27 protein-coding genes are annotated in these 24,891 nt (G+C 55.7%); 15 read left to right on the top strand and 12 right to left on the bottom strand.

Translation table 11 applies throughout. The features are described 5' to 3' along the window. Positions 1-4: 4 nt before the first annotated feature. From C7378_RS02230 to C7378_RS02205, 6 genes are all read right to left on the bottom strand, one after another. On the bottom strand, positions 5-922 hold the full coding sequence (locus C7378_RS02230; RefSeq protein WP_131991258.1) for a flagellar hook-length control protein FliK: 918 nt from the start codon (positions 920-922) through the stop codon (positions 5-7). A 729-nt stretch (positions 923-1,651) separates the two neighbouring features. Then, the gene (locus C7378_RS02225; protein WP_131991256.1) at positions 1,652-1,915 is read right to left on the bottom strand and encodes a hypothetical protein; all 264 of its coding nucleotides are present in this window, start codon (positions 1,913-1,915) and stop codon (positions 1,652-1,654) included. A 65-nt stretch (positions 1,916-1,980) separates the two neighbouring features. Next, a complete protein-coding gene (locus C7378_RS02220; protein WP_165876597.1) occupies positions 1,981-2,496 on the bottom strand; it encodes a MerR family transcriptional regulator in 516 nt (171 codons plus the stop codon). Positions 2,497-2,591: 95 nt separating this feature from the next. After that, positions 2,592-3,698, bottom strand: coding sequence for a DegT/DnrJ/EryC1/StrS family aminotransferase (locus tag C7378_RS02215; RefSeq protein ID WP_131991252.1), 1,107 nt, complete (start codon positions 3,696-3,698; stop codon positions 2,592-2,594). A gap of 4 nt (positions 3,699-3,702) precedes the next feature. Then, positions 3,703-5,811, bottom strand: coding sequence for a lytic transglycosylase domain-containing protein (locus C7378_RS02210; protein ID WP_165876596.1), 2,109 nt, complete (start codon positions 5,809-5,811; stop codon positions 3,703-3,705). 543 nt (positions 5,812-6,354) lie between these two features. Further along, positions 6,355-6,594 (bottom strand): CDGSH iron-sulfur domain-containing protein, encoded by a 240-nt coding sequence (locus tag C7378_RS02205; RefSeq protein ID WP_131991248.1) that lies wholly within the window; start codon positions 6,592-6,594, stop codon positions 6,355-6,357. Positions 6,595-6,890: 296 nt separating this feature from the next. Here C7378_RS02205 and C7378_RS02200 point away from each other — a divergent pair, with 296 nt between their 5' ends. From C7378_RS02200 to C7378_RS02170, 7 genes are all read left to right on the top strand, one after another. Continuing rightward, positions 6,891-9,413: a beta-mannosidase gene (locus tag C7378_RS02200; protein WP_243648003.1), complete on the top strand. Its 2,523-nt coding sequence runs from the start codon at positions 6,891-6,893 to the stop codon at positions 9,411-9,413. 224 nt (positions 9,414-9,637) lie between these two features. Continuing rightward, on the top strand, positions 9,638-10,183 hold the full coding sequence (locus tag C7378_RS02195) for a pyruvoyl-dependent arginine decarboxylase (RefSeq protein ID WP_131991244.1): 546 nt from the start codon (positions 9,638-9,640) through the stop codon (positions 10,181-10,183). An 87-nt stretch (positions 10,184-10,270) separates the two neighbouring features. Further along, a complete protein-coding gene (locus C7378_RS02190) occupies positions 10,271-11,194 on the top strand; it encodes a carbon-nitrogen hydrolase (protein WP_131991242.1) in 924 nt (307 codons plus the stop codon). Between the two features lie 26 nt (positions 11,195-11,220). After that, positions 11,221-12,237 carry an agmatine deiminase family protein gene (locus C7378_RS02185; RefSeq protein WP_131992706.1) on the top strand — a complete coding sequence of 339 codons (1,017 nt, stop codon included), beginning with the start codon at positions 11,221-11,223 and terminating at the stop codon, positions 12,235-12,237. Beyond that, positions 12,234-12,569 (top strand): immunity 53 family protein, encoded by a 336-nt coding sequence (locus C7378_RS02180; protein WP_131991240.1) that lies wholly within the window; start codon positions 12,234-12,236, stop codon positions 12,567-12,569. Before C7378_RS02185 ends, C7378_RS02180 begins: the two co-directional genes overlap by 4 nt. A gap of 14 nt (positions 12,570-12,583) precedes the next feature. Continuing rightward, positions 12,584-13,015: a tRNA adenosine(34) deaminase TadA gene (gene tadA, locus C7378_RS02175; protein ID WP_207901298.1), complete on the top strand. Its 432-nt coding sequence runs from the start codon at positions 12,584-12,586 to the stop codon at positions 13,013-13,015. A 37-nt stretch (positions 13,016-13,052) separates the two neighbouring features. Continuing rightward, complete coding sequence (locus C7378_RS02170) at positions 13,053-13,313, top strand: glutaredoxin family protein (RefSeq protein WP_131992703.1); 261 nt, start codon at positions 13,053-13,055, stop codon at positions 13,311-13,313. Between the two features lie 58 nt (positions 13,314-13,371). Here C7378_RS02170 and C7378_RS02165 read toward each other — a convergent pair whose 3' ends face one another. Next, positions 13,372-13,626 carry a putative signal transducing protein gene (locus C7378_RS02165; protein WP_165876595.1) on the bottom strand — a complete coding sequence of 85 codons (255 nt, stop codon included), beginning with the start codon at positions 13,624-13,626 and terminating at the stop codon, positions 13,372-13,374. A gap of 85 nt (positions 13,627-13,711) precedes the next feature. Here C7378_RS02165 and purB point away from each other — a divergent pair, with 85 nt between their 5' ends. Together purB and C7378_RS02155 are read left to right on the top strand one after the other, a co-directional pair. After that, positions 13,712-15,010: an adenylosuccinate lyase gene (purB, locus tag C7378_RS02160; protein WP_131991234.1), complete on the top strand. Its 1,299-nt coding sequence runs from the start codon at positions 13,712-13,714 to the stop codon at positions 15,008-15,010. After that, positions 15,007-15,597 (top strand): UbiX family flavin prenyltransferase, encoded by a 591-nt coding sequence (locus C7378_RS02155; RefSeq protein ID WP_131991232.1) that lies wholly within the window; start codon positions 15,007-15,009, stop codon positions 15,595-15,597. The genes purB and C7378_RS02155 overlap by 4 nt, the downstream gene beginning before the upstream one ends. On the opposite strand, the gene C7378_RS02150 is transcribed toward C7378_RS02155, so the two are convergent. The 4 genes from C7378_RS02150 to C7378_RS02135 are packed head-to-tail and all read right to left on the bottom strand — an operon-like array spanning position 15,598 to position 18,596. Further along, positions 15,598-16,593: an alpha/beta fold hydrolase gene (locus tag C7378_RS02150; protein ID WP_131991230.1), complete on the bottom strand. Its 996-nt coding sequence runs from the start codon at positions 16,591-16,593 to the stop codon at positions 15,598-15,600. Continuing rightward, entirely contained in the window at positions 16,593-17,003 is a 411-nt protein-coding gene (locus C7378_RS02145) for an NUDIX hydrolase (RefSeq protein ID WP_243648001.1), read from the bottom strand. The genes C7378_RS02150 and C7378_RS02145 overlap by 1 nt, the downstream gene beginning before the upstream one ends. A 32-nt stretch (positions 17,004-17,035) precedes the next feature. Further along, positions 17,036-17,686 (bottom strand): nitroreductase family protein, encoded by a 651-nt coding sequence (locus C7378_RS02140; RefSeq protein ID WP_131991226.1) that lies wholly within the window; start codon positions 17,684-17,686, stop codon positions 17,036-17,038. 52 nt (positions 17,687-17,738) lie between these two features. Then, positions 17,739-18,596 (bottom strand): DUF2141 domain-containing protein, encoded by an 858-nt coding sequence (locus C7378_RS02135; RefSeq protein WP_165876594.1) that lies wholly within the window; start codon positions 18,594-18,596, stop codon positions 17,739-17,741. A 229-nt stretch (positions 18,597-18,825) separates the two neighbouring features. Between C7378_RS02135 and C7378_RS02130 the strand changes: the two genes are divergently transcribed. From C7378_RS02130 to rplS, 6 genes are all read left to right on the top strand, one after another. Then, positions 18,826-19,542: a hypothetical protein gene (locus C7378_RS02130; protein WP_131991222.1), complete on the top strand. Its 717-nt coding sequence runs from the start codon at positions 18,826-18,828 to the stop codon at positions 19,540-19,542. 217 nt (positions 19,543-19,759) lie between these two features. Next, positions 19,760-20,002 (top strand): 30S ribosomal protein S16, encoded by a 243-nt coding sequence (rpsP, locus tag C7378_RS02125; RefSeq protein WP_131992700.1) that lies wholly within the window; start codon positions 19,760-19,762, stop codon positions 20,000-20,002. Between the two features lie 194 nt (positions 20,003-20,196). Beyond that, positions 20,197-20,487: a KH domain-containing protein gene (locus C7378_RS02120; RefSeq protein WP_207901296.1), complete on the top strand. Its 291-nt coding sequence runs from the start codon at positions 20,197-20,199 to the stop codon at positions 20,485-20,487. 15 nt (positions 20,488-20,502) lie between these two features. Further along, positions 20,503-21,099, top strand: a complete 597-nt coding sequence (gene rimM, locus C7378_RS02115) for a ribosome maturation factor RimM (RefSeq protein WP_131991220.1) — start codon at positions 20,503-20,505, stop codon at positions 21,097-21,099. Between the two features lie 18 nt (positions 21,100-21,117). After that, the gene (gene trmD / locus C7378_RS02110) at positions 21,118-21,924 is read left to right on the top strand and encodes a tRNA (guanosine(37)-N1)-methyltransferase TrmD (RefSeq protein ID WP_131992694.1); all 807 of its coding nucleotides are present in this window, start codon (positions 21,118-21,120) and stop codon (positions 21,922-21,924) included. A gap of 46 nt (positions 21,925-21,970) precedes the next feature. Continuing rightward, a complete protein-coding gene (gene rplS / locus C7378_RS02105) occupies positions 21,971-22,324 on the top strand; it encodes a 50S ribosomal protein L19 (RefSeq protein ID WP_131991218.1) in 354 nt (117 codons plus the stop codon). 103 nt (positions 22,325-22,427) lie between these two features. Here the strand turns inward: rplS and lon are convergent, their stop codons facing one another. Next, positions 22,428-24,851 carry an endopeptidase La gene (gene lon / locus C7378_RS02100; protein WP_131991216.1) on the bottom strand — a complete coding sequence of 808 codons (2,424 nt, stop codon included), beginning with the start codon at positions 24,849-24,851 and terminating at the stop codon, positions 22,428-22,430. Positions 24,852-24,891: the final 40 nt, after the last annotated feature.

Genomic DNA, 24,891 nt, shown 5'->3' with positions numbered 1-24,891 from the left:
TCTCCTAAACGCGAATGCTGATGCTGGACATGCGGCTGCTGTAGATGGCAGAACTCTCGGGCTGCTCGCCAATGGCAGGAATCTCCGCGAGAGTCGCTCTGCCCATAGAAGCCGGTGCCTGCGGAGTCTGCGGCTGGTGTTGACCCTGTGGTGGTGGTTGACCGCCGCCATGCTGTGAGCCGCCACTCATCGCGGTCAAGTTTCGCTCGACAGAGACGTTGCCAACCTGCACTCCGTGCCCGGACAAATACTCACCCAGAGCAGGAACGTGGCTTAACAAGCTGGCGTGGGCCTCTGGGGTGGAGGCAGCAAGCGATGCGCTGATGCTTCCCGCTTCCGCATGCGTCTTGATCTCCATGTATCCGTGCAGCGGATCTGAGACCGCGACGGAAACCTCGTGAGGAGGAGACGAAAGCAGGGTTACCGGCATTCTCGCGCCATCCATATGCTCAAAGGTCTGCGCAGGATGGATAGATACTGCAGTTGTCAGGCCCGCGGAGGCGCTCGCCGGCTGAACATGAAGGCTGCTTGCGTGTACCACCTCCACTGGAGCGATCAGCGTAGCTTGTGTTCTCTGGTGAAGTGGAACCGCTGGCCCCGCCAAAGGCGCAACCTCTGTTTTCATGGCGGATGTTGAGCTTTTCATCGTTGACTTCTGCACCAGGGAAGAAGCCTTTGGCTTGCTGGCGCTGGTCGCCCCTTGTGCCTGAGTAGTGGCCAGCCCGATGGATGGCTGCTCTACCGGGCTGGGCACAGTTAGCGTTGCAGTCTGCGATGGCCCTGGAGCCTTCACTGTTGCGAATGCATTCAGTGGAGGGGTGAGGTCTGAGCCTGCCACAGGCGTCATGTTCGAGGAAGAAGTCTGCGGCCCATCTTTCTGCGGCATGGCTGAAGCCACTTGTGCGATCTCAGACGTAGTCATCTTTGTACTCAGAACCGGAGCCGCCGCGGTCGCATGCAGTTGTGCCTCATCATGACAAGAAGCAACAATGGAAGGAGAAGCAGTAGAAGCTGGCGCCACAACATCCCCGGCAGCAACAGTCCGCCTGTGTGCTGTTCCTGGTTCTGAGGCCTGCTGTGTGATCAATGAAGATTTAACCACCGCAGGAGACTGCGGGATCGCAGGATGCACCACAGGCTCCGCTGACACTGGAACCGGATAGGGCGCAACAAGGCCAGTACTGACGACACTCAGCCGCGCCGGTTCCCTCTTTGTCGGTTTCGCCGCAGGCTTTGCGGTCGGCGAAGAAGATGCTGATTCCGTGCTGCCGCTGGCTACAGAATTCCTCTGAAAGTGAGAGGGCATGCCACCCTTGGGGAGCAAGATCTCCCCTGCCAACTTCGCACCTGGTTTTGTGTTTGGCTCAGGCGTCTGCGGCGGATTTGCCTGCCTAAAGAACAACTCCAGGAAACTCAGTGCACTCGGTACGGATGTCGTCTTACCTCCTGCCGCGACGGCTGTGGCTGCCTGTACCGTACTTGGAGGCCCTGCAGTTCCTGATGTCGCTGGTAATTGCACGCTCACTCTCCGCTTGCTCACCAGTGCAGGCAGCCTGCCATCATGGAATCTCGAAGAGTAAGAAAAAGCTAAGAAACGAAGGCTCCCAGCCTCTTGTGAGGCTGGGAGCCAAAGGTAAAGATTCGCTGATAGCTAGTGCGGCTTGCGAAACTGTATCTCATCCCCATGCAGGAAATACTCTGAAGAACAGTTGTCTGACCCGCAGATCATCGACTGCACTCCCGAGTACTGCGCCAACGTTATCAGTCCCAGCGACCCGCAGCTTGGGCACGCCAGCACTGCCCAATAGGGATTGTTCTGGTCACCCGCCTTTCCTGCGTTCTCTAGCACGAACATTGTTCCCGGCTCCATCTGCTCCGGTATCCATGCTTCCAGGGTCTCAAGCTCTTCCTGCATAGCTCTCTCCTCGCTGGTTATCTTGCTGCTGAAGTTTAGCTCCACTGCCGGGAGCACCGCGCATTTCAGGCCTGCTTCCTCTTTCCTCCTTGTGTGTAATTCGCCTTCGCAGGAGCCTTCCTTCCCCGTGCGGCGACCATACCTTCAATATCGGCTCGCAACGGTTTCAGTGCATCGCTCAGCGACAGCAGGAGCATCGGTTGGCGGCTGTTCCGCATCAGATCGACAACCTGCTCCGGTCCCTTTTTCAGATACACATGGCGCCCGTCGAAAAGCAGATGTTCTGTCTGCTTCTCTCTCAATGAGCCAGCGCTCCGTGGATCAGCAACCAACATATCCGCCAGCCTTGCCTGCAACTCATGCCGCAGAAAGCGCATTACGTGACGCACATGCTTGAGGGAAACTCGCCGCCGTCGCAGCTCATCGATAACGGTTATTTCAGCAAGATCTGCAGCGGAGTAAACCCTCTGCCGTGCTCTCCGTGCAGGAACGACAAGGCGCTGCTCATCCCACCATTGCAACTGCCGCGCCGAGACGCCGGTCAATTCCATTACTTCGCGCGTGCTGAAGGAGTCCAGCATCTCAAGTCTCGCACCAAACATTTCCTAGCGAAAATGTTTGATGCCATTCTTCCTGCCACAACGAAGCTTGTCAATCAGGAAATCAAGCCAAGAGTTTAAGCGTGGGTCTTCAATGAAACGGCACCTTGAACTGCGCTAGCGATCCGCTCAATCTCCTCATCCTGAAGATATGGATGCATCGGCAGACTCAGCACTCTATGTCCGGCCCGCTCCGCATGCGGGAAACTCCCTACTCCCTGCCCTCTATCTGCGAACACTGGCTGCAGGTGAAGCGGTACCGGATAATGCACGGCTGTCGGTATCCCAGCCGCCGTCATCGCCGCCTGCACATCTTCACGGTCATCTACCTCAATCGTGTATTGCGCGTAGGGACTCGTATAGCCGGGAAGCACTTTCGGTGTCTGCACAATTCCGGCAAGTCGCACATCATACTTGGCGGCAGCCGCATTCCGGCCGGCCAACTCGCCGTCGAAGATTTCGAGTTTTGCCAACAGCACAGCCGCCTGGATAGTATCGAGCCGGCCGTTGATTCCTACGCTGACGTGGTGATAGCGCCGGTCCTGCCCATGATTACGCAGTTCCATCATGGCCTTCGCCAAGCCATCATCATTGGTGAAGCAGCAGCCTCCGTCACCATAGCAGCCAAGCGGCTTCGACGGAAAAAAGCTGACACATCCTATCGTGCTGAGATTGCCTGAATGCTTCTCTCGATAGGTTGCTCCAAAACTCTGTGCCGCATCTTCAATTACCGGGAGGTCATGCCGCGCGGCAATCTCGTTGATTCGATCGAAATCCGCGCATTGCCCATAGAGACTTACCGGCATGATCGCCCGCGTGCGGGGGGTGATAGCCGCCTCAAGTTTTTCTGGATCGATGTTGTATGTAACGGGATCGATATCGACAAAGACAGGCCTTGCACCTATCAAGGCGATCATTTCGCCAGTCGCGAAAAAGGTAAAGGGAGAGGTGATGACCTCATCCTCAGGGCCGATTCCCAGAGCCAGCAGAGCCACCAGCAGAGCATCTGTTCCGCTCGCACAGGAGATACAGTGCTTCGCGCCAACCCTGGCAGCTAGCCGGGATTCCAACTCGGCGACCTCGGGTCCAAGCACGTATTGCCCGTGTTCGAGGACGCGGGCAATCCTCGCATCTACGTCGCTTTTGATCCGCTGATATTGAGCCTTGAGATTTATGAACTCCATATCTCTATTGTCGCGCAGGCATCATTTCCCTGTCAGTGCCTCCCGGGCGCACGAACGCACGCTCGGAGGTCAACTTGTCGAGCTCATGGTAAATCTGCTGATTACGCACGATCGCCTGCACATATTCGCGAGTTTCTGTAAAAGGAATGGACTCAACAAACTCATCCATACCATGGAAGTTGCCCGCGCTGCGCCAGTCCGTGACCCGGTCATCGCCAGCGTTATATGCGGCAAACGCATACTCAGGCTGATCATCGAACTTATCGAGTGTTTGCTTCAAGTAAAGTGTGCCGAGCCGGATATTCGTCAGTGGGTTGAGTAACTCACTCGCAGAGAAATGCCGGATCCCTTCCTGTCGGGCCATGCTCTTACCGACGGAAGGCAATAGCTGCATAAGTCCATACGCGCTCTTGTTTGAAATTGCGCTCGGATTAAACTCAGTCTCCTGGCGAATTAAAGACGCGACCATGTATGGGTCCAGACCATTCTTCTGCGCCTGCTCTTTGATCTCAGGCCAATAAGGCTGCGGAAAGAGAATGCGCCAGTAGCCCAGCGGAATGGAATCGATAGGCGCTGAGGTGTAGAACGGCAATGCCCGCTTCATGAGCCTCATAGCATGCCATGTTTCACCATACGAGGCATATATTTCAGCTTCAGCCAGCGCGCCCCATTCCCGGCTGCCATCCGCCGCCTGAATCTCCGGAGTGATGTACTCGTTAAGCCCGGCGTTGGCCAGCAGCTTCGCTTTGACAACATGGGGATCATCACTTGGAACATCGTCCGTGAGCTCAGGTACCGGCGCCGGGTTGATCTGATCCAGCGCAGTCACATTGGCAGGTGTGACATTACCTAACTCCTGCAATCGTTGCTCGGCCAGTGCCGCATAGTAGTAGTGGCGGTAAACGCGAGCGACGGTGCGAAAGTACTCCGCAGCCATATCGGGCCTGTGTTCCTGGTCAAGATACACCCGCGCTCGCCAATAAAGTGCGGAGGGTATCTCCTTGCCGCCGTGATACACCGCAATCTGTTCGTCGAAAAGCCTGGCAGCCTCCGAATAATTCCCGATCCGGTAGTTGAGCCATGCGGCGCGCCAATGGCTGCTGGGCGCGTAGTTTGAACATCCGGCGCTCGCTACCGGCTCACAGGAGCGGGGGAAACGGCGCGCCAGCTCCCCATAGTAACTGATAGCCGTCGCATAGTCCTTGCGCAGCAAATACATATTGCCACTTGAATAGAGCGCCTCTGACAGCCAGGGGCTGGTAGAAAACCGCGTCTCCATCTGCGACACAATGGCGCGTTGCGCATCTCCATCATCTTTGTTCCGTGCCAGCTCCATCAGCAGATAAAGCCGCCGCGCTCCGGATTCATCGTTCGTATCGGGCAAAGCATCGAGCTCTGCCTTATTCAGACGTTTCAACTTCAGGTCGCAGGCAGCAGCTGCGACCAGCAGTAAATTACGCTCCGCACCATCTGTTTTTGGATCCCCTGCCAGAGATTTATACTCGTCGTCGGCCTCGCTATAGCGGCCTGCGTGATAAAGCGCATCTGCATGATGGCTGCGCTCACTGACCGTCAATGCAGTCTCCGCACCCATCAACTGCAAGGCTGTCTTCGCCTGCCCCGATTCATAACTCAACGGATAATTCAGAAATACATGACGGAAAAGCGCTGCAGCCTCCGCCTGATTACCTGCCATTTGCTGAGCGCGGGCCATCGCAAATTGATAATCAACCTTACCCGCCAGTGGCTCCGAGCGATGGGCGTTCAAAATAGTCAACGCCCGCTGGGGATCGCCTTCCTGCAGAAAGAGATTGGCTTCCAGCACAGGTACGCTATTCACAAAAATGCTGTCAGGGTGTTTAGAGAGAAAGCTGCTCAACAGCATCTCCGCCTGAGGAAGGTCATTGCTCTGGAGATAGGCCTGGATTGTGAGATAGTCTGCGTAGTCACCAAGGGACTCGCCCTTCACATGCTTGAGGGCGCTGACAGCGTCAGGAAACTTTCGATCCAGCAGATAAGCGTGACCTAAAGCGAGATAGGCCGCCGAGGCAGCCTCGCCTGTGTGTGACCGCGCATAGGACAAAACCCCGGCATAGGCTGCTGGCGTACGCATCTGCGCAAGCTGCTGCGCCATGGGCCGCAACTGGGATGAGGCCACAAATGCCCGCTGGAGCCGGGAACTCCTTGCCCTCGCTTTAGCGGAAAGCACATGATGGCGGCTCCGCTTCCGAGGGGTCCTGCGACTCTGGTGTCCACCGGACTTGTGCGTCGCACTATGGGTGTGAGTTGCGGCAACCTTATGCTCTGATGCCGAACGGCGAGTTGCCGCTGATATATGCTTTTTATGCACAGCCTTGCGCGATGGAGTGCTACTCTGCTGAGCGGCAGCGCGATACGGCACAGCCATCCAGGTAAAGGCAGCCAGAACTGCTACAGCGGCCCACATCCGCAGCTTCGACTTACTTCTATTTGCAGAAACCCCAAGCGCTTCTTTACTCACGGAAACCAACACTCTCCCCTTCTCTAACTTTAAGCCGAAAGACAGAAGTTGGCTGGGGAAAGAGGTTACTGAAGAGTCTGAGGTGTTCCCAAAAGAGCATTAGCGCAGAGAAAATCCGGACATCTCACGCAACATCTGAGGTGTCCGGACCTATTTTTACGACTGCTTCTGTGCTTCTTCCGCAGCTACCGCCGCCTCTGCTGCCTGAAAACCGATCTTCGAATGGGTGCCATCGCAGAAAGGCTTCTTCGTCGAAGCGCCACAGCGGCACAGGGAGACAGCGGGCTTACCTGTCAGATCCCACTGCTGCCCATTGCTGTCGACCAGCTTGATCGGACCCTCTACTCTAAATGGTCCATTCGGACGCACGGTAATCGTCACTTCATTCTCTGCCATTCGTATCCCCTTTTGGTTATCTCTTAAGCGGTTCATTTCTGAGTCTACCAGCCACGAGCCGGAAGGGTGACGAAGCACGCCCTCTCCTGATAACGTTATCGCCGTACAGAAACCATACCCAACGTGGTAACGTTTCGCATAATTGATTCCGGAGCTGCTTGATGCCCTCTTCGCACGTACGCCTTCTGCGTCTTTTGCCCGTCGCTCTTCTGTTATTTCCACTTGGCCTGACTGCCGCATCAACGAGCCCAAAGCAGTCAATCCCTATTGACTCAGGGTGGCAGTTTCGACAGCGGGTGGAAACCGGGGACGCGCCGGCGAATGGGCAGGCACCTGCCCCGTCAGCCGTCAAAACAACGCATTGGCTACCAGCTCAGGTTCCGGGCGACGTGCATCTTGACCTGCTTCACAATAACCTCATCCCCGACCCCTTCTACCGTGATAACGAGGCCAAGCTGCAGTGGGTCCAGGATGCCAGCTGGGAGTACCAGACGACCCTCACCGTCACCCAATCAATGCTCGCGCACCAGCATGTCGAACTGGTCTTTGACGGATTGGACAGCGCTGCTGATGTCTCGATTAACGGGCAGCATGTCCTGTCTGCCGACAACATGTTCCGCCAGTGGCGCGTCGATGTACGCGCCATACTCAAACCCGGCGCCAATACCCTGCTCGTCGTCTTTCCCTCTCCGATTAAGGCGGCGCAAAAGGTAGCCGCGAACGACCCCTGGCAATCCCGTACCAAAACGGCAGAGAAAACCTACATCCGCAAAGCTGCCTATGAATATGGGTGGGACTGGGGACCGCGTTTCGTCACCAGTGGCATCTGGCGCCCCGCTCATCTCGACCTCTGGGATGACGCACGTATCGACAATTTCTACATTCAGCAACAGGAAATTTCGAAGCAGGCCGCCGAACTCAATCTCAAGTTCACGGTTCAATCCTCGTCCGACCAGAAGGCAACCCTGCAGGTGAACTACGATGAAGGCGGCCATCAAGGCTCTGTCTCGCGAGACTTTGAACTTGTCCCCGGCGAGAATGACGTAGACCTTCCGCTCGAAATCGCTAATCCTGATCTCTGGTATCCCACCGGATATGGTGCTCAGCCCATTTATCACTTCCATGCGCGCCTGACAGAAGGTAAAGCCACCGTTGACGAAGCCGACGCCAAGGCCGGCATGCGCAAGGTCGTGCTGCGCCGCGATGTCGACCAGTGGGGCCGCTCATTTGAATTCGTAGTGAATGGCATCCCAGTCTTTGCCAAGGGGGCTGATGTCATCCCCTTCGACAGCTTTCCCAATCGGGTTACGACGGCTCAATATCGCCAGATTCTGCAGTCCGCTAAAGATGCGAACATGAACATGATTCGTCATTGGGGCGGCGGCTACTACGAGACGCAGGAGTTTTATGACATCTGTGATGAACTCGGCCTCATGGTTTGGCAGGACTTCATGTTTGGCAATGACTGGCAACCTGGTACCTACTCCTTCAAGCAGAACGTCGAAAAGGAAGTCGAGTATCAAGTAAAGCGTCTGCGCAACCACCCCAGCATCGTTCTGTGGTCAGGAAATAACGAAACCGAATCGGCGTTTGCGTGGGGCGGCCGCTCGGAGCTGCCTGCCGACGTTCGCCTGCGCATGTGGCAGGATTATCTGACGACCTTCTCTGGAGTCATCGCCCGCACTGTCGCCCAGTTCAACCCTGAGACGCCTTACTGGCCAAGCTCACCGAGCGCGGACTATGAAGACACTTCAGCGAAATACATGTCAGGTGACATGCACGATTGGAGCGTCTGGCATGGCAATGCCGAATTCAGCGAATATGAAAAGCACTTCCCCCGCTTCGTCTCGGAATACGGATTCCAATCCTTCCCTGAAATGCGCACGATCGAGGCCTTCACCAAGCCTGAAGACCGCACCAGCATCTTTACTCCAGTGATGCTCGCACATCAGAAAAACGATGCGGGCAACCAGATCATTCACGACTACATGCTGCGCTACTATGGCGAGCCAAAAGATTTCGCATCATTCCTTTATGCAAGCCAGGTGTTGCAGGCTGAGTCAACAAGAATCGGTGCCGAACATTGGCGCAGGCTGCGGCCACGCACCATGGGTTCAATCTTCTGGCAACTGAACGACTGCTGGCCGGTCGCCTCGTGGGCCAGCATTGACTATTACGGCCGCTGGAAAGCTCTGCAGTACTACGCGAAGCGTTTCTATGCTCCGGTGCTTGTGTCACCGTATATAGAAGATGGAAAGCTCGACGTTTATGTCGTCTCCGATAGAACTGAGGCTCAATCCGGACAATTGCGCCTCCGCATCATGGACTTTAACGGCAAGGTTCTCAAGGAACAGACTCTGTCCGTTAGCCTTCCGGCGCTCTCCAGCAGGGCCTACATCGAGCTGCCACTCTCTGAGTTCGTAAATGCAAACGGAACCGATTCGGCCGCCATCTTCGGCGCAGCGGATCTGACTATCGCAGGCCAGCCTGCGTCGAGCAACATCATCTACTTCGCGCCTACCAAGCAGGTCCATCTGCCACAGGCTAAGATCGCAAGCGAACTGAGCGGGGGCAACGGCACATACACTCTCAAGCTGTCGTCTCCGGTGCTCGCTCGGGACGCGTATGTGTCTTTTGGTGACAACGACGTAAAGTTCTCCGACAACTATGTTGATCTCCTGCCTGGCGAACCGCAGACCATAACAGTAACCAGCAATGCCAGCTTGGAGATGCTACGCTCCAGCATGAAAGTCGTTTCCCTGGTGGATGCTTTTGGCGCGCAGCCAGCCAGCGCAGCAGCCGTTGTCCCCGCCAGATAGTTACCACAAGTTACCCTCCACGCCCGACTTTGGGCGTGGAAGGTAAAATTCCCGCTCTCCGCCCGTACCCACCCCGCATTTCCCGTATGATAAGAAAACACCGTGAAATTCTCGCGTGAATCAAGCACGTCCCGGCATTAGGTGTGATACTTTCCATCGGGGACGATGATTAACGTGCGCGGCAATTGTCTCCCATATGGAGGGTTTCAAAATTGGGTAAAAGCATGGTCCCGAAGCGCCTTTTCTTCACCAAGGGTGTCGGGAAACACAAGGAACGTCTCACCTCGTTTGAACTGGCGCTTCGTGACGCCGGCATAGCCGCCCAGAATCTGGTGCGCGTTTCATCGATCTTCCCTCCACAGGCTAAGCTAATTACCCGCAAGGAAGGCTTGACCTACCTGAGCCCTGGCGAGGTCGTTTTTGCCGTCGTCGCCGAGAACTCCACCCGCGAGCCGCACAGACTTGTTGTATCGAGTATTGGCGTCGCCATTCCCTCGGATCGAAATACCTACGGCTACCTGAGCGAACACCACAGCTTCGGCGAGACTGAAGAGCAAGCCGGCGAATATGCAGAAGAGCTTGCTGCAGAAATGCTTGCCACCACGCTCGATGTTGATTTCGACCCTGATAAGAGCTGGGACGAGAAGAAGGAAATCTATCGTATTTCCAATAAGATCGTACGCACTGCAAATGTGACGCAGTCGGCAATCGGTGACAAGCGCGGCCTGTGGACGACCACCATCGCAGCCGCAATTCTGATTTTTGAGTAGCTTTGCTGTACTAGAAGAGGCGCTGGGCCTGGTGCCAGCGCCTTTTTCACGCTCACGACTTCATCAGTAACTAACTGGGGCAAATCTATGCCATCTCAAATCAACTATCGCATCGGTCTGGTGCAGATGTCTTGCAGCCCGGATCCGGCCGCCAATCTTGATAAGGCCGCAGATCGCGTTCGCGAGGCTGCACGCCTGGGCGCAAACGTCGTCTGCCTTCCCGAGCTGTTCTGCACGCAGTACTTTTGCCAGAGGGAAGATCATGCGCTCTTCGATCTGGCCGAGTCGATCCCCGGACCCAGTACGGAACGCCTCAGCGCCATTGCGCGCGAGGAAAAGGTTGTGGTCATTGCGTCTCTCTTTGAGCGCCGAGCTCCGGGACTTTACCACAATACCGCTGCGCTATTGCAGCAGGATGGCACATTGGGTGGCCTGTATCGCAAGATGCACATACCCGACGACCCCCTCTATTACGAGAAGTTCTACTTTACGCCCGGGGACCTGGGCTTCCGCGCCTTTGATACAGCCGTAGGCCGCATTGGCACACTTGTTTGCTGGGATCAGTGGTACCCCGAAGGCGCGCGCATCACGGCGCTGCAGGGTGCGAACACTCTCTTTTATCCGACCGCCATCGGCTGGCATCCAGCCGAAAAAGCAGAGTACGGTGACGCTCAATACGATGCATGGCGGACCATCCAGCGCTCCCACGCGATCGCCAATGGCGTTTACGTCGGCGCGGTCAATCGGGTGGGACACGAGCAGGGTGACATCCGCGGCAATCGCGTTGAAGGTCCTGGCCTTGAATTCTGGGGTGGATCCTTCATCGCAGACCCCTTTGGCCGGGTCATCGCCCAGGCTTCTCACGACAAGGAAGAGATTCTCATCGGCGAAGTCAACCTCGGCCTCCTCGAAGACCAGCGCCGCAACTGGCCCTTCCTGCGCGATCGCCGCATCGATGCCTATCAGCCCATTGTTCACCGCTTTCTCGACTCCTCGGGAGATGGCAAGTGAAGACCCCACGCGATCTTGGCTTTCGCATGCCTGCGGAGTGGGAGCCGCACGCGGCTACATGGCTCGCGTGGCCGCACAATGCCGAGGATTGGCCGGGCAAGTTCCAGCCAATTCCCTGGGTTTACGCCGACATTGTCCGTAACCTCTCACGTGTCGAGGTGGTTCATATCCTCGTCAATGATGTTGCTGCCGAAAAGCGGGCCGCAGGCATTCTGAAGCGAGCGGGAGCGGTACTCAGCCAGGTGCGTTTTCATCATTGGCCGACGGATCGAGTATGGACACGCGATTCCGGTCCCATCTTCGTCAAAAACAACGAAGGGCTCGCGGTTACGAACTGGCGGTTCAATGCCTGGGCGAAATATGACAATTGGCGACATGACGACCGCCTTCCGGCCCGCGCAGCTGAATTCCTGCAACAGCATCAATGGGAGCCATCGATTGGCACGCATCGAATTGTGCTCGAGGGCGGCTCTATCGACGTAAATGGTATAGGCACGCTTCTGACCACGGAGGAGTGCCTACTCAGCGAGGTCCAGCAGCGCAATCCCGGCATCGGCCGCGATCAGCTCGAGCAGGTCTTCCACGACTACCTCGGCATCGATCAGGTCTTGTGGATGAACCGCGGCATCGCCGGGGACGACACCCATGGCCACGTTGATGACATCACACGATTTGTTGATCCGAACACCATCCTCACCGTAGTGGAACCAAACCGCGACGACGAGAACCACCTGCCCCTCTCCGAAAATCTTGATCGGCTGCGCTCCGCCAGCAATCTCGATGGCAAGCCCTTCAGAGTCATCGAGCTGCCGATGCCCTCACCTGTAGTCTTCGAAGGACAGCGGCTCCCCGCCAGCTACGCTAACTTTTACATTGCAAATGGCCTGGTTCTTGTGCCAACCTTTAACGATCCGGCCGACCGGCATGCCCTTAATATTCTGGCGGATCTATTTCCAATGCATAGGGTTACAGGCATCCACTGTGGGGACTTTATCTGGGGACTGGGAGCGCTGCACTGCATGACACAGCAGCAGCCCGCATGAGGACCATGGCAGTCATCGATAATCTGGCGTGGCTCGACGATTGGTATAGACGCCAATGCGACGGAACCTGGGAGCACAGTCATGGAGTACGGCTTGACTCAACCAAAGACACGCCCGATAAGCCAGGGCTGCGACTGACCATCAATCTCATCGGGACTTCAGCTGAGCATGCAATGCCCCAGCGACTCAGCCTGGATGCTACAGACGGCGACTGGATCTCATGCCGCATCTACGAGCAGCGTTTCGAAGGAACAGGTGACCCCCGCAAGCTAGAGCAGATCATTGGCATCTTTCGCACCTGGGTCGACCGCGACCAGCCAATCCCCAAGTGATGCAGCTGGAATATATGCAGGCAGCCCTCGAGGAAGCACATGCAGCCGCCTCCGCAGGCGAAGTGCCCGTAGGAGCCGTCGTCGTTCTGAATGGCGAGATCATCGCCCGCGGGCAGAATCGCGTACTGCGCGACTACGATCCCACCGCGCACGCGGAAATCGTTGCCATGCGAGAAGCTGGCAAGATCCTTGGCAACTACCGTTTACTGGGATGCGAGCTCTACGTGACCCTCGAGCCCTGCTCCATGTGCGCCGGCGCTATGGTTCACGCTCGCCTTGGCCGCCTTGTCTATGCCGCTCCTGACCCCAAAGCAGGGGCAGCGGGGTCCGTTCTTGAGGTGCTCAATCATCCTCGACTGAATCACCAGATGGAGATTATTGCCGGTGTCATGGCGGAGGAGTGCGGAGGAGTGCTTCGAGATTTCTTCCGTCAGCGTCGGAGCTGATTCACAATCGTATCTCTGGCGCGCTATTATGCTCCGCATGAAATTGCTGGTCTATTCCGCGGCCTGGTGCCGAGACTGCTATGTCGCCAAGCGGTTCCTTGAAACCCACAACATCCCCTATGAAGAAGTAGATATCGAAGAGACGCCGGGAGCAGCAGACGAGGTTTTGCGCCACGTTGGAAAGCGCGCAATTCCGCAGTTTGTTATAGACGGCGAATGGGTGCAGCCCTACCGGCCAGGACGAGGCTTCCTCTTTGAGGAGATGAGCGAAAAACTTGGCATCACGAATAAAGCCTGAAGACGGTGCTCGGCTTCACTTCAGGAAGCCGAGCACGCATTCTACTTAATGAGTTTTTTTAGGAAATATTCGGGTCTGCTGCCGGCTCCTGAGCCTCGGGTCCGAGATCCGCTCCCGGATCACTCAAAATAGACCTTGCATCAACTTCGTCCGCAGCAGCCACTTGTAGCCGTAGCGGCCCAAGTCCAGGCTCCATAATGCGTGCGTTTTCACCTGCTAAAAAGACGTTGATGCCCGCTGACTCGAGGCGTAACTTCGCCATTTCGGCTTCGAGCGGCTCTGTATAGCTTGCTACTGTAACCACTTCTTCCATGGTTCCCTTTCTCATTCCGACAACAACCGTACCATTCTTTTAGATGCGCAGACGATAGAATGAGAAGTTCCACAGGAGTGATTGATTGATCGCGCGCTATACACGCCCTCAAATGGGCAGCATCTGGAGTGACGAAAGCAAATACCGCAACTGGCTTGCAGTCGAAACAGCAGCAAGCGAAACCCTTGCTGAAGACGGCATCGTGCCCGCTGAAGCAGCCAAAGCCATCCGCGAGCGCGGTGGCTTCGACCTCGAACGAATTCAGCAGATTGAAGCCGAGGTAAAGCACGACGTTATCGCTTTCACTACGGCCGTCGCCGAAAAGGTCGGCCCGGAATCCCGCTGGTTCCACTACGGCCTCACCTCCAACGATGTTGTCGATACAGCGCTGGCCTTGCAGGTCAAAGCCGCTTCCGCAATCCTGCGGGAAGGCATTCTCTCCTTGCTCGAGTCGCTTAAAGTCCGGGCACTCGAGTTCAAACACACACCGACCATAGGGCGCACGCACGGCGTTCATGCAGAGCCGACCACCTTCGGTCTTAAGCTTCTCAACTGGTATGCGGAAATGCGCCGTAATCTGGAGCGCTTCGACGATGCTGCTGAACAGATGCGGGTTGGCAAACTCTCTGGCGCTGTCGGCACCTTCGGCCATCTCAAGCCTTCCCACGAGGAGCGCATCTGCGCCAGGCTCGGTCTTCAGCCTGCTCCGGTAGCGACTCAGGTCATCCAGCGCGATCGTCATGCGCAGTACATCTCAACCCTCGCGATTCTTACCTCGACCCTCGACAAAATCGCAACTGAAATTCGTCACCTTCAACGCACGGAAGTGCGGGAAGCAGAAGAATTCTTTTCCGAGAAGCAGAAGGGATCATCTGCTATGCCGCACAAGCGCAATCCCATTACCTGCGAGCAGATCAGCGGCCTTGCACGCATTGTTCGCTCAAATGCGCAGGCAGCCTATGAGAATATTCCGCTCTGGCATGAGCGTGATATCTCCCATTCCTCGGTGGAACGCGTCATCTTTCCCGATTCAACGATCCTCACCGACTACCTGCTCGCGAAAACCACCAACCTGATCGAAAAGCTGCTTGTCTACCCCGCACGCATGAAGAAGAACCTCGAAAGCACTGGAGGTCTCATTTTCTCCGGACAACTGCTCCTCGATCTTGCCGAAGCAGGCATGCTGCGCGAAGATGCCTACAGATTGGTACAGTCGCACGCCATGCGTGCCTGGCGCGAAGACCTTATCTTCCGCGACCTGGTTGCGGCTAACCCAGAGATAACAGCGAAACTCAGCCAGGAGCAGCTTTCCCGCACCTTCGACCTGGAACGCCAACTCACGAACGTGGACGCGATCTTTGACCGCGTGTTGGCCAAGGCGTGAACATTACACTGGCAATGACGGGCGCGAGCGGCGCCGTCTTCGGGCAGCAGATGCTTGCTGCACTCGAAGCCGACGTTCGCGTCTCCCATATCGATTTTGTTCCATCTGAAAATTCGCTGAGGGTGCTCGCAGAAGAGTTGCGTCTAAGCGGGCGTAATGGACTGGCTGAGAAACTTCTGGGCGCTTCTCCCCAAAAGGTCCAGCAGCATGCAGAGAGCGACATCGGAGCCAGCATCGCGAGCGGTAGTTATCCGAGTGCCGGGATGATCGTGCTGCCATGCAGTATGGGCACACTGGCAGGCATAGCCAATGGTCTCGCCCGGAACCTGATCGAGCGGGCTGCTGATGTCTGCTTGAAGGAACGCCGCCAACTGATACTCTGCGCACGTGAAACACCACTGAATAAAATCCACCTGCGCAACATGATGAGCGCCGCAGAAGCGGGTGCAACTATCTTTCCAGTGATTCCGTCCTTTTACGATCGCCCTGTGGACTCGACACAGATGGCACATCAGTTTGTCTGCCGTGTGCTCGCGCACATAGGACTTCCTCAAGAAGACGCCTATGTCTGGAAAGCCGGCGAGTAGCTATCGCGCCACATTAACCACCTGGGGAGCCATAGGCGGTTCAGCTTTCAGGAACGAAATGGTCCTCGGCGCGACCCGATCTACGCACTGCGCGGGAGCCAGATGCCCGCATCCATCATAGACTTCCAGCACTGATTGCGGTATTTGCGCATGCAGATCGAAGCCTACGGAAAGCGGAATCAGGCGATCTTGCTTTCCCCATACGATCAGCACCGGCATCTTGAGAGCCCCCAGCTTGCCATCTAGAATATCGTGACCAGCAAGCATTGAGTCGACGCTGCGCTTAATCACCCAGCCTACCTGCCTTTGGCGTCGAAGAAAATCTCGCACAACAAACGAAGGCATCGCAGGCCCTCGAGAAGGCAGCAGCAGGTTCTCGAGCTTTGCTACTTCTTCTGGCGTATGAGGCAGAAATACCTCTGGCCCGAATGGAACATAAAAGACAATCCCTGCGCTATCGTAGAGCACCAGGCGGCGCACAACGGCAGGTTTATCGAGCGCCACTCGCGTCGCTACCCACCCGCCCATTGACCAGCCTGCCAGATTGATATTGCTGAGGTTCTGGCTGGCAATAAACTCTTCGACGATGCCTGCCTCCTGCGCAATCGAATAGCTTGCATTGCGCGGCTTGGCTGACTGCCCATAGCCCAGCAAGTCTATGGCGTAGACGTGATAGCCTGCGCGCAACAACTGCGGCATCAATACGGCCCAGTCCTCTGACTTCGCTCCCAGTCCATGCACGAGCAGTACAGGTGCAGCCCCCGTAGGACCACCCACATAATAGTGAATTTGCTCTCCGCCAATCGTCACATAGCGGCTATGCATTCCACTTATCAGCAGCCGCAGACGTACTGCGCTCCCGACCAACTCCATCGGACGAAGGAAGGCAAAAACGGTAAGGAGGAGACCAAGCACCGCCATCGCGAGAACGAAATTACGGTAGGTATACCAGACGGAGTGCTGGGATTCACGAGGGGTTGTTTGCGTAGTATTCATCAACTTCTATTTCTATCTTGCTTGAACCCCTTCTCGATTACCGCCACCAGCGCTGGCTCACAGTTATAGATGTTATTCGAGATCAGCTCCGATCGCGTTGTCCAGAGAACCTCATCAGCATCGGTTGCGGCCTGAAGAAGGCCTCCCGTTTCATGACATAAAAATTCGACCAGCACATAATGAAAACGAACCAGTCCCTTCTCATCATGTGCGATGCGCTCGGCGACCTCCAGAATCTCAAGAGGTTCAATCGTGAGACCGGTCTCTTCCAATACTTCCCGGCAAACACCGTCTCGAAGGGTTTCACCTACTTCGAGCAGTCCTCCGGGCAGCGACCAGTGGCCCTTCAGAGGCTCTTGTCCGCGCCGTACCAGTAACACTTCCTCTCCGCGGATCACCGCCGCGGCCACTCCTACCCTCGGCGCATCGGGATATTCTCTTCTCACAGCTTTAGCGGCCTGCCGTACTCTTCGTCAAAGACCATCCGCGCGGTGCTGAAACGACCACCATAAAACTTGTCGCTTCCCTTCAGATGTCCGATGCCCAGCAGCGCAACCACATGGTAGCTAAGCGGCAATTTTAGAACCTCGCTTACCTTATCCGCCTCGAAACCTTCCATTGGAGCAGTATCGTAACCCAACACTTCAGCCATTAGCATCATCGTGGTGAAAGCGATCATCACCTGTCTGTTCAGCCACATGGGCAGATTAGGATGGTTGGACAGGTAGTTAGGGATATTAACCTTCGCCTGCTCGGCATAGTTTTCGGGCATGCCGCCTTCCCGGCCCAGCTCCAACATCTCTTCCAGGTCGCCTTTACGCCAGCCATCTGCATCCCCACAGGCGACTACCATAACCGAGGCTTCTTCGACCTTTGCCTGGTTGTAGCAGGCTGCACGCAATCGCCGCTTCTGCTCTGCTGAGCGAACTACAACAAATCTCCACGGTTGCAAGTTGTAGCCACTCGGCGCATTCAGTCCTGCGTTTAGGATTTTTTCTAGCGCTCCATCCGGTATTGCCGCCCCGTCAAAACTGGGAGTAGCTCGGCGTTGCATGATCGCCTGCGAAAGATTCTTCTCTATCAGGTTTGGCATGTTTTCCTTTATGTATGGCCTTGCTAGGATCTGACCGTCCGGATCCGATTGATCAAAGTGCTATTTGATTCATAGGCAATTCGATGGCAAAACGCTGCTGCCCAGGTGCATTCGCGTATACCCAAAGTCCGTGAAATGCCAGGCGCAGCTCGGGATGCTGATCCAGTATCCCTTTCATCAACTCTATGATTTCCGCCCGTACCGCAACCGGATTTGCAACGCTACTCGTCTGATAATTAATCACCAGATCAAGCCCTCCCAACGAGCCATCTGTGTGGATATTATTGATATAGAAGGTCTTGCCCGCTGTGGTAAGTTGCATCGGCTGCGCTCCCGGGATCCCTTCAGGCTGAATCGAGGTAGCCTCTTTCTGCAGCTTTTCCAGATTGGGGCTTGAGAGGAAATCCACCGGTCTGAGCAGATATTCAGCGGTCTGATAATAGAAAAAGGCGTTCCAGTTTAGTTTGCGATCGGCGTATTTACGCGCCTCGGTCCAATACCAAAGCCCGTCATGGCCCGCGGAAGACATGGGACGCACAAAAAGTCCGGCCAGTTTCCAGCCTGCACTCGCAGGAGGATCATTCTGAAGCACGATCGCCATCTGCTGAGGCTGAGCCACGCCAGTTGCATGCACTATTGCCACGACATACCTGCCCGGCGGCAGGTTTGGGATTGTCAGTGTTACCAGCAGTCTTGAAGTAGATCCACTGCAGAAAAAATCTGCCTGCTGCGCGGTCTTCAGATCGGTCGCATTCAACGCATAGAGGGAGTCGATCGTTACTGAGGCATTCTTCATCAGCGGCGAAGCACTTTGTATCGTACTCGCGATGCCCCCGAAATCTGCCGCGACACTGGAGATTGTCGTTGCCTTGACAGCCTGAGCATCGCCATTGGAAATATCGGTCGCCAATACCTTCACCGTCTGCACATAGATCGTCCGTTGCGCCTCGCTCATCTGCGCCTGCGTAGTACATGAGACAGCCAGACAGCGTGGCGCAGAAGCCACGACAAGCAGCGCCGGAAGAAGTCTTAGAAGGTGTTTGCGCCAACTCTTCATAAATTTTAGAAATTTCGTGAGCGAACCTGAACCACTGCTAGTCTAGTACACAGGCGTGATGATGATGCGAAACAGATTGAGGATGGCTGCCCTGATGGCGCTCGCACCATCTATCGTGTGCGGCGCTCAAGTCATTGCACCTATTGGCACCTATCCGCCCGCGATTCAGAAGCAACAGCAAGCGACGCCACCGCCGCCCAAGACATCAGCCGCAACTACGGCAAACCCGGCCAACTCATATGGTAGTGGATTGCAGCGGACTCCACCCTCGCTGCTTGACCAGGCATCCAGTCCCGCCAAAATCTCTTTTTCGGAGGGTAGGCTCGCCGTTGACGCAAACAACTCGAGTCTTCTCTCCATTCTTCAGCAGATCGCCACCCAATCGGGCATGAAGATTGAAGGCTCCTCAAAGGATCAGCGAATTTTTGGCACCTATGGGCCCGGGGCTCCGCGTGAAGTCATCCTCTCATTGCTCGAAGGCTCTGGCTACAACGTGGTTATGGTTGGAGCAACCGCACATGGCGTACCCCGACGCCTGGAGTTGAGCACTCGCGGGCAGGAGTCCGTCCCTCCTCCCCAGGCATCTGTACAGGAGAGCAGTGCCGACGATAATGATTCCGGTGCGGATGATGGTCAAATTCCTCCCGCCGAGCCAATGCCCCCTCAAGTCATCACGCCGGCTAGCCAGGCGCCTCCACCTCAGGCGCCGGCACAGGACGGAGTGAAGACGCCGCAGCAACTCTTGCAGGAATTGCAGCGAATGCACGACCAACAACAACAGCAGCAGAATCCCCAGTAGTTTCGCTTATCCACCCGGCTTAAGCCGGGAGCACTCCCCTCCAGGACCGGGGCCCTCATATAACTTGCCTTCTCCTCGGATTAGGCGCCTGTTATACTCAAAAGCTGGGATGAGCTGCGTTTACCGGGCAGTACAACGCTCGAGTGCTATTGATGGAACCCGCCTCCACCCGCAATTTTCCAAGAAGCTGTCTTTGAAAGGATCAAGCACTGTGTTGATGATTCGCCTGGCGCGTTTCGGCGCTCGCAAGCAACCTTACTACCGCATTGTTGTCATCGAAAAGGATCGGGCACGTAACGGTAGATCAATCGAGATTGTCGGCACCTATAACCCCCGCACCAACCCTGCTACGGTTGACGTCAAGCGGGACCGCATCGACTACTGGATCAGCAAGGGTGCCCAGTTCTCCGAGCGCGTTCAAAAGCTCGTAAGCAAGCTGAGCGTACCAGCAGCGGCCTGAAGCGGGTTCTGAGCCCATGTCTCGAGTCTCCGGGACATGGGAATAACCTGGCAATGAGGTGGCCGCGCAAAGGTAACAACCCTCAGGTAACCATATAAAGGTTATTCTTTATATACTACCGTTTTAGTCCAGCGAGCTGTTAGTATTGGCCAGCCCAAAGAGCAAATTATGCTCTCGCAAGGGGGGCCCACAACATGACGCTGGAACAGAAGCAAGACAACATGCAGGAATTAGTAACGGAAATCGCTCGCGCCCTGGTGGATGCCCCAGACGCGGTTCAGGTGGATGCTGTTGAACGCGATGAAAGCACTGTCTTGCGTCTGCGCGTTGCACCTACAGACGTTGGCAAGGTCATCGGCAAACAGGGTCGTACAGCCCGCTCAATGCGAACGATTCTTGGAGCTGTCAGCATGAAGCATCATCATCGCTACACGCTCGATATTCTCGAAGAGAACAATTCGCATGGCCAAGAACACAGCGAGTAGGTATCGGAGTAAATTTTGACCGTCGGTGGTGATGAATGGGTCACCATAGCTTGCATTGTCCGTCCCCAGGGACGGCACGGCGAGGTACTGGCTGAAATCTTGACCGATTTTCCGGATCTCTTTGCGGACCGCAAGATCTTACATCTGATCAAGAATGGCTCTCCCGCCAGAGAAGTCGGTCTAGACGACTTCTGGCTGCACAAAGGGCGGGTTGTGCTCAAGTTTTCAGGGGTGGACAGCATTTCCGATGCGGACATGCTGCGCGGGTTTGATGTAGTCATTCGCCCGGAGGATCGCGCGCCGCTCGATGAAGACAGCTATTACGTAAGTGACCTTCAGGGCTGTCAGGTCTTTGACTTGTCGGAAGAGCGGCGGGAGATTGGCCTTGTAACAGGAGTGGATAGCAGCACAGGAGCCGGCGTTCCGCTGCTTACGGTTCGTCCGCTGTCAGGCGGTGAAGAACTGCTGATCCCCTTGGCAAAATCCTATCTACGCCGCATAAGCCTGGAGGAGCGCGTTATCGAAATGGAGCTGCCTGCGGGGCTGCTCCAGATCAACGCACCCATGAGTGAAGAAGAACGACGGCTGCTCACCGCAAATGAGCCGGACTGAATAACCAAGGTGACCATGATCCGGTTCGACATCATCAGCATCTTCCCTGGCTTCTTTGAAGGGTTTCTGCAGCACGGCGTTCTCCGCCGCGCCATCAGCGCCAGCATGGTCGAGGTTCGCGTCCACGATCTTCGCTCCTTTACACACGACAGGCACCGTACAGTCGATGACAGGCCCTTTGGCGGCGGCGAGGGCATGGTTCTCAAGCCCGAGCCCATTGCGGCTGCCGTCGAGTCTCTAGGCGTAGCTCCAAAGGCTGAGCGCAACCTACAGCGCGAGTCCGTCGTCCTGCTTTCAGCTCAGGGCGCAAGCTTTACCCAGGCAACAGCTCGCCAGTTGACGCTGCTTGAAAGAATCGTTCTTATCTGTGGACGCTACGAGGGCGTCGACGAACGCGTCTCCGAGCTCATCGCGGATTGTGAACTCTCCATTGGGGACTATGTACTTTCGGGCGGCGAGCTCGGCGCAGCAGTGATCGTAGATGCTGTTTCAAGGCTTATTCCGGGAGTTCTGGGCAATGAAGCATCAAGTGAATACGAGAGCTTTGGGAATGCCGACACAGGCCCCACCTCTAACGGGACGCCTCGCTCAACCTACGGCTCCGGTGGCCTCCTCGATTATCCCCATTACACGCGCCCACAGGAGTTTGGTGGGCTTTCGGTGCCGGAGGTGCTCGCTGGGGGTGACCACGAAAAAATCCGCCGCTGGAGGCGGGAACGCGCATTGGAAAAAACGCTTCACAACAGGCCGGATCTGCTTGAGAAAGCAGTACTCAGCCCGGCAGACCGTGCATTTATCAAATCGATTCAGCCCCCAAGTTGCTGAATTTTGTGTAAACTGAAGATTCCGAATTCATTCGCAGGAAAGAACAATGTCTATCCATCCAGTAATGCAGCGCCTCGCAGAAAAGCTTAATCGCACCGACATTCCCGCGTTCGTACCCGGTGACACCGTGCGTGTGCAGGTCAAGATCAAAGAAGGCGAAAAAGAGCGCCTCCAGGCTTTTGAGGGCATCGTTATCGCCCGCAAGAATGGCGCTCAGGGAAGCTTTACCGTGCGCAAGATGAGCTTCGGTCAAGGAGTTGAGCGAATTTTTCCATTCAACTCCAAGGTAATAGACAAGGTGGAAAAGGTTCGTTCCGCCCGCGTGCGCCGCGCAAAACTCTTCTACCTCCGCGGCCTCCGCGGCAAAGCTGCTCGCCTTAAGGAAGTTGAAAGAGCCTAGCTCCCGATATAGCAGATAAAAGCCCCGGAAGACCGGGGCTTTTTATCTGTATGCGGCAATCCTTGGTGCTCTGGCTAAGCCATTACGGATAAGCCATCAAGGCCTACTGGTGGGGTCTATGGCCTTGGGCCGCAGGTACTGGTGGAGGGACAGAGGCCAACACCTCTGGCGTCTCCTCGCTCAATTCTGGCAGCGGACCTTCCAGTGCAATCTTCAATACTTCGTCCATGGAATCCACGAAGTGCAGCTTCATAGCACTCTTCAGGTTCTCCGGGAGGTCAGCTAAATCCTTCTTGTTGTCCTGCGGAAGAATCGCTTCGAAAATACCCGCGCGATGAGCTGCGAGCAGCTTCTCCTTCAATCCCCCTATAGCAAGAACCTTCCCCCTCAGCGTTATCTCTCCGGTCATGGCGATATCCCTCCGCACAGGAACCTTTGCCAGCGCACTGGCAAGCCCCGTGGCTAGGGTGATACCTGCGGATGGACCATCCTTCGGGATCGCCCCCTCGGGCACATGAATGTGAATGTCAACATTGCGGTAGAAGTCCCGAGGCACGCCGAGATGCTGAGCGCGGCTGCGAATATAGGAGAGCGCTGCCTGGGCTGACTCCTGCATGACATCGCCAAGCTGTCCGGTCAGCGTAAGCTTGCCCTTGCCATCCAGAACTTGAACCTCGGTCTGCAATATGCTGCCGCCCACCTCAGTCCAGGCAAGGCCTGTCACCAGCCCGATTTCGCTTTTCTCATGTACCTGTGAATCGCGGAACTTGGCCACCCCAAGAAAATCAGAGATGTTTGCCGCAGTAATCTCATCCTTGTGCTTCATTCCCTGCTTCACAACCCTACGCGCGACTTTCCGGCAAACATTCCCAATTTCACGCTCAAGATTGCGGACACCCGCCTCACGCGTGTAACTGCGAATCATCTCGGTCAGGGCCGAATCCTGAAAAACAATATTTTTCTCGCTTAGGCCCGTGTTCTCGCGCTGCTTTTTTACGAGATACTGCTTCGCAATCTCCAGCTTCTCAACCTCGGTATATCCATGCAACCGCAGGACCTCCATACGATCCTGCAGCGGCGCGGGAATGGTATGCAGAACGTTTGCAGTCGCAACGAACAACACTTGGGAAAGGTCGTATTCGACATCGAGGTAATGGTCTTGAAACGCCGTATTTTGTTCCGGGTCCAGCACCTCAAGCAGTGCCGAGGCTGGATCGCCACGGAAATCCGAAGCCATCTTATCCACCTCATCCAGCATGAATACCGGATTCCTGGTGCCCGCCTTTTTCATAGACTGAATAATCTGACCCGGAAGAGCTCCTATATAGGTGCGCCTGTGGCCCCGGATCTCCGCTTCATCGCGAACTCCTCCTAAAGACATGCGGACAAACTTCCTGCCCGTTGCCTTTGCAATGGACATGCCCAGCGATGTCTTGCCTACCCCCGGGGGTCCGACAAAGCAGAGGATAGATCCCTTCGGGTTTTTCACCAACTGCCGGACCGCTAGAAACTCCAGGATGCGATCCTTAATTTTTTCCAGACCATAGTGGTCTTCATTTAGTACTTTTTCAGCATGTTCGATGCTGCGCGTCTCTTTTGACTTCTTCTTCCACGGCACAGCCAGCAGCCAATCAAGGTAGTTACGCGAGACAGTTGACTCGGCCGACATAGGCGGCATCGCCTCAAGCTTCTTCAATTCCTGGGTTGCCTTCTCGAAGACGTCCTTCGGCATTCCAGCCGTCTCTATCTTCTTCTTTAGGTCGTCAAACTCGTTTTTCTCGCCCTTACCCAGTTCCTTCTGAATCGCCTTGATCTTCTCGTTCAGGTAGTACTCTTTTTGCGCTTTTTCCATCTGCCGCTTTACGCGTGACTGGATACTGCGCTCCATGTTGAGCTTTTCTATTTCAATTTCAAGCACACCGGCAACCCGCGCGAGCCGCTCCATGGGATCAAACACTTCCAGCAATTCCTGCTTATCTGCGATCTCTAGCTGCAGATTTGCAGAAATGGTGTCTGCAAGTTTGGCAGGCTCGTTGGTAGGGATAGCGGCGATCATCGTCTCATAGTTCAGAGACTGCTGCAGCTTGACGTACTGCTCAAAGAGCGAAAATACTTTCTGCGCAAGTTGCTCAACCTGGGGAGTAAGCTCGAGATCCAGAGCGCCGGTACGAACGGTTGCGACAAAGAAGCCATCTGTGTCTGTAACTTCAATCGCACGTGCGCGTTCCAATCCCTCCACCAAGACTTTGATATTGCCGTCCGGCATCTTCACGCTTTGCACGATGTTGCCGATGGTGCCGACCTGGTAGATATCTCCAGCGCCAGGCTCATCAAGCTTTGCATCATGCTGGGTGGCAAGAAAAATCTTACGGTCACCGGTGAGAGCCTCCTCAAGCGCGCGCACGCTCGATTCTCGGCCTACTACGAATGGCGTCATCATGAAAGGAAAAATCACCATGTCCCGGATGGGCATCATGGGCAGCACGCGCTGGCTGCTCTTCTCACGCGCTTCTTTTGATTGGCTCATTGAACTTCCTTTCATCCTGTCTGTTAGATGAAGACTATCG

The organism is Acidipila rosea, from assembly GCF_004339725.1.
Lineage (GTDB): Bacteria > Acidobacteriota > Terriglobia > Terriglobales > Acidobacteriaceae > Acidipila > Acidipila rosea.
The sequence above is the reverse complement of the archived record's forward strand: the minus strand, read 5'-3'. Positions and strand labels throughout refer to the sequence as shown.

What these genes read in the sequence shown, in the direction of transcription:
- C7378_RS02215 (WP_131991252.1), bottom strand. Translation starts at nt 3,698, where the DNA reads ATGGAGTTCATAAATCTCAAGGCTCAATATCAGCGGATCAAAAGCGAC.
- C7378_RS02195 (WP_131991244.1), top strand. Translation starts at nt 9,638, where the DNA reads ATGGTCCCGAAGCGCCTTTTCTTCACCAAGGGTGTCGGGAAACACAAG.
- rpsP (WP_131992700.1), top strand. Translation starts at nt 19,760, where the DNA reads ATGATTCGCCTGGCGCGTTTCGGCGCTCGCAAGCAACCTTACTACCGC.
- C7378_RS02150 (WP_131991230.1), bottom strand. Translation starts at nt 16,593, where the DNA reads ATGAATACTACGCAAACAACCCCTCGTGAATCCCAGCACTCCGTCTGG.
- lon (WP_131991216.1), bottom strand. Translation starts at nt 24,851, where the DNA reads ATGAGCCAATCAAAAGAAGCGCGTGAGAAGAGCAGCCAGCGCGTGCTG.
- C7378_RS02190 (WP_131991242.1), top strand. Translation starts at nt 10,271, where the DNA reads ATGCCATCTCAAATCAACTATCGCATCGGTCTGGTGCAGATGTCTTGC.
- C7378_RS02130 (WP_131991222.1), top strand. Translation starts at nt 18,826, where the DNA reads ATGGCTGCCCTGATGGCGCTCGCACCATCTATCGTGTGCGGCGCTCAA.
- C7378_RS02205 (WP_131991248.1), bottom strand. Translation starts at nt 6,594, where the DNA reads ATGGCAGAGAATGAAGTGACGATTACCGTGCGTCCGAATGGACCATTT.
- C7378_RS02185 (WP_131992706.1), top strand. Translation starts at nt 11,221, where the DNA reads ATGCCTGCGGAGTGGGAGCCGCACGCGGCTACATGGCTCGCGTGGCCG.
- C7378_RS02120 (WP_207901296.1), top strand. Translation starts at nt 20,197, where the DNA reads ATGACGCTGGAACAGAAGCAAGACAACATGCAGGAATTAGTAACGGAA.
- C7378_RS02140 (WP_131991226.1), bottom strand. Translation starts at nt 17,686, where the DNA reads ATGCCAAACCTGATAGAGAAGAATCTTTCGCAGGCGATCATGCAACGC.
- tadA (WP_207901298.1), top strand. Translation starts at nt 12,584, where the DNA reads ATGCAGGCAGCCCTCGAGGAAGCACATGCAGCCGCCTCCGCAGGCGAA.
- C7378_RS02225 (WP_131991256.1), bottom strand. Translation starts at nt 1,915, where the DNA reads ATGCAGGAAGAGCTTGAGACCCTGGAAGCATGGATACCGGAGCAGATG.
- C7378_RS02220 (WP_165876597.1), bottom strand. Translation starts at nt 2,496, where the DNA reads ATGCTGGACTCCTTCAGCACGCGCGAAGTAATGGAATTGACCGGCGTC.
- C7378_RS02165 (WP_165876595.1), bottom strand. Translation starts at nt 13,626, where the DNA reads ATGGAAGAAGTGGTTACAGTAGCAAGCTATACAGAGCCGCTCGAAGCC.
- C7378_RS02210 (WP_165876596.1), bottom strand. Translation starts at nt 5,811, where the DNA reads ATGCGTACGCCAGCAGCCTATGCCGGGGTTTTGTCCTATGCGCGGTCA.
- C7378_RS02230 (WP_131991258.1), bottom strand. Translation starts at nt 922, where the DNA reads ATGACTACGTCTGAGATCGCACAAGTGGCTTCAGCCATGCCGCAGAAA.
- C7378_RS02170 (WP_131992703.1), top strand. Translation starts at nt 13,053, where the DNA reads ATGAAATTGCTGGTCTATTCCGCGGCCTGGTGCCGAGACTGCTATGTC.
- rplS (WP_131991218.1), top strand. Translation starts at nt 21,971, where the DNA reads ATGTCTATCCATCCAGTAATGCAGCGCCTCGCAGAAAAGCTTAATCGC.
- C7378_RS02180 (WP_131991240.1), top strand. Translation starts at nt 12,234, where the DNA reads ATGAGGACCATGGCAGTCATCGATAATCTGGCGTGGCTCGACGATTGG.